This window comes from Alcanivorax sp. HI0083, assembly GCF_001635175.1.
In genome coordinates, this window is the sequence record NZ_LWFX01000550.1 from 1 (window position 1) to 6,263 (window position 6,263).

General features: G+C 57.4%; 6 protein-coding genes. 2 read left to right on the forward strand and 4 right to left on the reverse strand.

The window, feature by feature from the left end:
- Window positions 1-132 precede the first annotated feature (132 nt).
- Both A3754_RS05595 and A3754_RS05600 read right to left on the reverse strand, forming a co-directional pair.
- Window positions 133-762, reverse strand: a complete 630-nt coding sequence (locus tag A3754_RS05595; RefSeq protein ID WP_231880502.1) for an HAD family hydrolase — start codon at window positions 760-762, stop codon at window positions 133-135.
- A 7-nt stretch (window positions 763-769) separates the two neighbouring features.
- On the reverse strand, window positions 770-1,765 hold the full coding sequence (locus A3754_RS05600; protein WP_063519042.1) for a hypothetical protein: 996 nt from the start codon (window positions 1,763-1,765) through the stop codon (window positions 770-772).
- A 186-nt stretch (window positions 1,766-1,951) separates the two neighbouring features.
- Between A3754_RS05600 and A3754_RS05605 the strand changes: the two genes are divergently transcribed.
- Entirely contained in the window at window positions 1,952-2,464 is a 513-nt protein-coding gene (locus A3754_RS05605) for an outer membrane beta-barrel protein (RefSeq protein ID WP_063519043.1), read from the forward strand.
- A 77-nt stretch (window positions 2,465-2,541) separates the two neighbouring features.
- Here A3754_RS05605 and A3754_RS05610 read toward each other — a convergent pair whose 3' ends face one another.
- A complete protein-coding gene (locus A3754_RS05610; RefSeq protein ID WP_063519044.1) occupies window positions 2,542-3,561 on the reverse strand; it encodes a lipase secretion chaperone in 1,020 nt (339 codons plus the stop codon).
- Window positions 3,562-3,918: 357 nt separating this feature from the next.
- A complete protein-coding gene (locus tag A3754_RS05615; protein WP_063519045.1) occupies window positions 3,919-4,590 on the reverse strand; it encodes a TetR/AcrR family transcriptional regulator in 672 nt (223 codons plus the stop codon).
- A 276-nt stretch (window positions 4,591-4,866) separates the two neighbouring features.
- Here A3754_RS05615 and A3754_RS05620 point away from each other — a divergent pair, with 276 nt between their 5' ends.
- Entirely contained in the window at window positions 4,867-5,835 is a 969-nt protein-coding gene (locus A3754_RS05620) for a triacylglycerol lipase (protein ID WP_197468484.1), read from the forward strand.
- Window positions 5,836-6,263 lie beyond the last annotated feature (428 nt).

Sequence of the window (6,263 nt, forward strand, 5' to 3'; positions counted from 1 at the left end):
CAAATTGTCATGACCGACGAAGAAGCCATCGGCATGCCCAGCGGAAAGCCGATCCACTTTCTCTCAAGCACTCAGCCTGCGGAACCGAACCGTGCCTGACGCCAAGGGAGCAAAGGGAGCAAAGGGAGCCACTCACGGAGATTCAGCCAACAGCTCATCAAAATGACGAATGACCCGGTCGGCAAGGTGGCCATGGGTATTAAGGCCATCCGTGTCGAGATAAACACCGACCATGCCCGCATTGCGGGCTGCCATCAGGTCATACTTAAAATCTCCCACGTAGGCAATGCTTGGCGGAGCCATACCCCATTCCCTGGCAATCGCTAGCAGACCATCCGGAGCGGGTTTTGGCGGGGCATCTTCCCGTGCCAGCACTCGCTGCACAGGAATACTTAACCGGGATACGGTGAGCTCGGCAATAACACGGGTATTACGGGTAAGAATAGCCGCAGGAATGCCCATCACCGACAGTTTTTCAAGGCAGGATTGTGCGCCCGGTATCCAGGTGGCCCGTTCCGCTCCGGCGCGCTCATACTCCAGCACCACGGCGTGGGCCGCCGCCTGTTCACTGGCCGGCAAGGTATCGATAAATTCCAGCACCCCCACATCCGGTGGGCAATTCAGACGCGCACGGATGGCCGCAAAATCCAGGCGGGAATCCACCAGGGTGCCATCCAGATCAAAAATAACGCCGCTAAACGTGGACCGGGCATTCGCTGCTGGCAGGGTCACCGCACCCACCCGCCAGCCGGTTGCAACCATGAATACACTATTGGCACGGCCAATCCTCCATCAGTGATTCACCGCCCGAGGCCATCGCGGTAATCTGCAGCTCGCTGTCCAGTTCGTACTGCAGACCTTTCTCGCCGAGGACCTGCCAATACACCGCCTTTACCGGCAATGAGCCGGGCCCTGCTTCCAGGTTTTCGTCCAGCGCCCCCCGATAAATTTCATATAAAGCCGGTGATTCGCCCAACGCCACACCGGTATCAGTGCGAATGTTTGACGGTGGGTTAACGTCCAGCCGGGCAATGCGACTGTTCCTGAACTGGGCGGAAAGCCCCACTGGCCATTGATCGCTACGCACACGGCCACAGGCGCTCTGTCCCGATACAATATTCAAAGGCACCTTGGTGGTCGCCTGCACACTGGACAAGGTATCGCCAACACAGACCGCGCCATAACAGCCAGGAGACAAGCGGTGCAACGGCTGTTCGCTGTCCAGAGTCAGAGTCACAGTGAGCGCCACAATTTCCGGATTCGCCCCGCTTTCGGGTTCACCAATTTCGGCGCGGTAATGGCTGGCAAGGTCCGGCGCCCCATTCGCGCCGTTCGCCGGGTACGAAAAGCCCCCGCGGAAGGTAATGCAGAGCCGATTGGCGTCGGCATTCTGGCCGGATAGCAACGCACGGGAGGCCGGCGTGGTCGCGGCACAAACCACCGGCTCCACCGAACGCCCCCAGGTATCCGGGTGGCCGCGGTCTTCACAGTAGTCGTGGGAGAAATCGAGCATGCAGCGATGGGGCAGGGTCTTGTGGGTAAGGAGGGTCAAATCAACCGTCTGCCCTGTCTGCATCAATAGCGACTCACTAAAATCCTTGCCCATGTAACGGAAGTGGTCACTTTCCCAGCCCACGTCCGTACGCAAGTCCAGCTGCAAATCCGCCGATGTTGACTCAGCAAACACATTCGCGGCCATCGCCGCCCCAACACTCGCCAGCAATATCCACTGGCATCCACGCGCCTGCAGCGCCCTTCCCTTCATGCCTTCCCCTCACAGCCCCGTGTGCCGAAGCCCCGTTCCCTGTTGACATCAAGGAAAGCAAATTCAGGCGACTGATACCAGCCCCTCCTGTCAGTCACAGGCCGGGGTAACGCAATGTGCCCCCCCCATACACACCGGCTCTATTCTGGGTAATACTGAAGACACTTTTTTCAGGGAGTGATGCTTATGAACCGCCTAACAAAAGTACTGGCTGGCACAGCCATTCTCAGTGTGGCCCCGTTGGCCAACGCGGGCTTCTATGTTGGCGCAGGGATTTATAATTCCGGCACCGACGAAAAAATCGATAATGTCGAGTTTGATGACGACGATACCTCCGGCGGCCTGTTTCTGGGCTGGCGCCCCATCGAACTGGTGGGCGCAGAAGTGGGTTATTACGACTTCGGTGAACTGGAAGGCGACAACGGCACCAAGATCGAAGGTGGCGCAGTCACCTTTGCCGGCCTGCTCAGCTTTGAGCTTGGCCCCGTGGGCCTCTACGGCAAAGGCGGTGTAGCCAACACGGATTTCGACGTAAAACACCCGTCCTTCAAGGATGATGAGTCCTCCACCGATGCCTTTGGCGGGGTGGGCGCCACCATTGATTTGATGGACAAGCTGTATGTGTATGGCGAGTTCATGCACTTTGACAACGATGCCGGGATCGACATGTTCGGCGCCGGGCTGCGCTTTCAGTTCTGATTTTTTTCCGGTAAAAAAGGCCACTCGGTTCACCGTGTGGCCTTTTGTTTGATAACAACCGCGCAGTAATCCCTGGTCTAACGGGCCTGGATTCTGTCCAGTGCCTCAACCCGATTTAATTCCTGGTCACTGAACATTTGCTGCTGCAACCGTGCCAGTGCCGTCTCCTGATCCAGATGCGACAACCCACTGTCGATAATGGCCTGGCGTTGTTCACGATAACCCTGATAGCGGGCCTCCCATTGCGCACGCTGCTGATCCAGCGCCTCCAGACGCGCGGCGCCATCCGCGCCAAACTGCTGTTCCCGTAAACGACGAATATCTGCCTCACTGGCCCCCTGCTCTCGCAACGCCTGGGTGCGCGCTGCCAACTGCGCCGGACCACGGGTTTCTGCCAGCATGCTCTGCATGGCAGCCGGCAGCGATTGCGTCAGCCCCTGGAGCTGCTGTTGCCGCTGGGTATCGCTGAGAGAAGGGTTATCGACAATGGCCTGTCGGTCCGCCATATAACGGTCGTAAGCGATATCCATTCCGTAGAATGCCTCCGCCGCTTGCTGGCCCAGGTAAGCGACTTGCAGATCGTGACGCTGCTTGACCGCGGTGCGAATGCTGGCAGGCGAACCATCATGGGGCGGCAATGCCGCCATCGCCTGCCCCAGTGCCATATATTGCTGAAAAAACCGCCAAGCCTCGTTCGCAGCCTGAGCCGGAAGAGACGCTTGCAGATAACTTGCCAGGCGCGCCTGACACTCTTCCAGAGACTCTTCCCCCTGGGCGGACAGGAAGTAATCAAACACCCGACGCAGGTCCGGCGTTACCATTAATTCACCGCCCGCGTCGGCTTGCAGCTGGCCGTCCACCTCGGTGCCACGCAGCGATGCCGGCATGGCCCCCAGGTTTTCCGCGCGGCTCAATGCCGCCTGGAAACTGTCGGCAGGGTGCGCAGCATCCGGGGCACCCGTCCCGGGCGAGATCGCGACGTTCTGCGCCCTGTCACTGGTACCTGAAACAACCGCGACGGGCGACCAGAAAACCCCGACCAGAAACACCGCAAGTAACACAACGAGCAGGGCAAGAGCCCCCTGGATACGTGACATGATGTTCTCCTTTTTATGTCATGTCGTAATACTTTCAATAATCGGGCGTCTAGGGAGTCTCTGAACAACTCCTTGCATGCTCAGTCTTTCAGGCTGGCTCGCAATCTATACCCCATTCGGGGCACAGAGGGCGCGATTTTGAAGGTGTCCCCTAACTGGGATCGAGATATGTCCATCCATCAAAAAAGCGCAACAACGAGTGCGGGCCAGCTTGGAAGACCCGTAGGGCGAGGCCTGAAGGGCCCATCTGCTGCGCTTTGTCACTAGGAAAGGGAACCACCCTGTCCGTCGCAACAAAACACAACAGCTGCACCCTTCAGGCCTCGCTGAGTACGCAAGGAATTGTTCAGAGACTCCCTAGTCCTCAAGCGCCATAAGCCGACTGAAGAACGGGGATGCCAACATGGCCTCCCAGTCTTCCCGCTGACCCAGCATGCTCACACACAGCCGGGCCATAACGGTGATATAACGGGGCATCTCTGTGTGTTCCGCTTCCGCACAGAACTGATATCCCAGATGCTCAATCCCCTGCACCAGGGTTTTTAACGCCAGGTCATCCGGCGGTGTCCGGCCATGGGCCTTCATGGCTTCGTGGAGAATCATGACAATGCGCTGGTTATGCGCATCGCGGTAACGCGATACCGGCGAAGACACATCATGCAGCTCCCGAAAACGGGCAATCATCAATGGCCCCAGTGAGCGCCCCCAGTTCAAATAGCCACTCAAGGCCATCGGCAGATAGTCATAAAAGGCTTTCTGGGGCTGGGCAAACACTTTCACAAACAAGCCTTCCACTTCTGCATTGCAGCTTTGCACAATCTCATCAACCACCTCGGGCGCAGAGGCGAAATACTTGTAGAAGGTCGGCCGGGAAATGCCCGCTTCCTTGAGTATTCGTTGCACGGTGGTGCCATGCATGCCCTGTTCGCCATAGACCGTGCGCCCCGCCGCCAAAATCCGCGCACGTGTTGCTTCAGCCTTGCTGTTGCCCGCCACGCTCCCCCGGCGCTGCGCCACTCCTTCATTCATCACCAATCGCCCTTGTTAACACTAATGTTACTGTACAGACATTTCGCCACATAGCCACAAACTCGCCACAAGACACTGTTTTCAATAAAAATTACCGACAGAAAAGACCGTGCACAGTTAACACCGGGGAAATATTCCCTTATAACATATTAATATTAACACCAGTGTTAACTTTTGATTTCATCTGCCTTAAGGTGTTCACACTCCCTGACCAGGGAACGCTCGGCGCAGAAACGGCAGTACCGCCGATAACAATAACGAGCCAGGTAAAGCACAATGACTACACCCTTCAAGTCGCTCACCAGAGCGTTCACCTCCATGGCATTCCTGTTAAGCCTGTCAATAAGTATGCCAGCCCAGGCTGGCTGGTTTGACTGGCTATTCAAGGATACCTACACCGAAACCCGTTATCCCATTGTTCTCAGCCATGGTTTATTCGGTTTCGACGATATTGTTGGCTATAACTACTGGTACCGGATACCGGAAGAACTGCGACGCAGCGGTGCCGAAGTCTATGTGACCCAGGTTGCCGCCGCCAACAGCACCGAGATACGTGGCGAACAGCTGGCCCGGCAGGTCGAGGATATTCTCGCCGCCACTGGCGCGCAGAAAGTGAACCTGATCGGGCACAGCCATGGCGGCCCAACGGTACGCTATGTGGCCTCGGTTTACCCCCAGTATGTCGCCTCTGCCACCTCTGTAGCCGGGCCACACACCGGTGCACGCATGGCCGATGTCCTGCTGGGCGTACAGGAAAACCTGCCGCTCAACGCGGAACTTCTGGGTGATATCGTCAACGCGGCGGTCGGCTTTCTCGACCTGATTTCCGGCGGCGGATACGACCAGGATTCCCTGGCCGCGTTGTATTCCCTTTCCACAAAGGGCAGCAGCGAATTCAACAGCCACTACCCGGAAGGCCTTCCCCAACAGGCCTGCGGCGAAGCCCCGGAGCAAGGCAGCAACGGCGTCAACTACTATTCCTGGTCCGGCGCCAAACCGCTGACCAACGTGTTAGACATCAGCGACGCCGGCATGGGCCTGCTTGCCCTGCTCTATCTGGGCGAAAAAAATGACGGCCTGGTTTCCAGCTGCTCCAGCCACCTGGGCCTGGTGATCCGAGACGATTACCGTATGAACCATCTTGATGAAGTGAATCAGGTGGCCGGTCTGGCCAGCCCCTTTGAGACCAACCCGGCCAGTGTCTTTCGTCAGCACGCCAACCGTTTGAAAAACCGGGGACTGTAATTCCCCACACACTCATCGGGAGAGCTCGGGGCGCCATCTGGCGCCCTTTTTTATGCTGCTTTACGCTATGGCGTCAGACCGCATTGCCGTGAAACTTATCGCTGCACCCACTCAACAGGCAGGCGTTATTTTCTTTTTCAGATAAATGAAACCCATTTCTCACTTGCAGGTCATATACTCGCCTCCCCACGCCTCACCCATGAACACTGCCAGCGCTTGACCTCAAGTCAGGTTGAGGATTTAGGCTTTGCGGCTGTTTCGTTCCGCTCATCACGGTGTCGAAAAACCGTCACCCGGAACGACAAGGGAGCCCCTGCTACGAGGAAAGATGATGTCTACCGTTTACCAACCCGCCACCCGCCGCGAGTGGCTGGGGCTTGCTGTTTTGATGCTGCCCACCGTACTGCTGGCACTGGATATGACAGTGC

What these genes read in the sequence shown, in the direction of transcription:
- A3754_RS05610 (WP_063519044.1), bottom strand. Translation starts at nt 3,561, where the DNA reads ATGTCACGTATCCAGGGGGCTCTTGCCCTGCTCGTTGTGTTACTTGCG.
- A3754_RS05620 (WP_197468484.1), top strand. Translation starts at nt 4,867, where the DNA reads ATGACTACACCCTTCAAGTCGCTCACCAGAGCGTTCACCTCCATGGCA.
- A3754_RS05600 (WP_063519042.1), bottom strand. Translation starts at nt 1,765, where the DNA reads ATGAAGGGAAGGGCGCTGCAGGCGCGTGGATGCCAGTGGATATTGCTG.
- A3754_RS05595 (WP_231880502.1), bottom strand. Translation starts at nt 762, where the DNA reads ATGGTTGCAACCGGCTGGCGGGTGGGTGCGGTGACCCTGCCAGCAGCG.
- A3754_RS05615 (WP_063519045.1), bottom strand. Translation starts at nt 4,590, where the DNA reads ATGAATGAAGGAGTGGCGCAGCGCCGGGGGAGCGTGGCGGGCAACAGC.
- A3754_RS05605 (WP_063519043.1), top strand. Translation starts at nt 1,952, where the DNA reads ATGAACCGCCTAACAAAAGTACTGGCTGGCACAGCCATTCTCAGTGTG.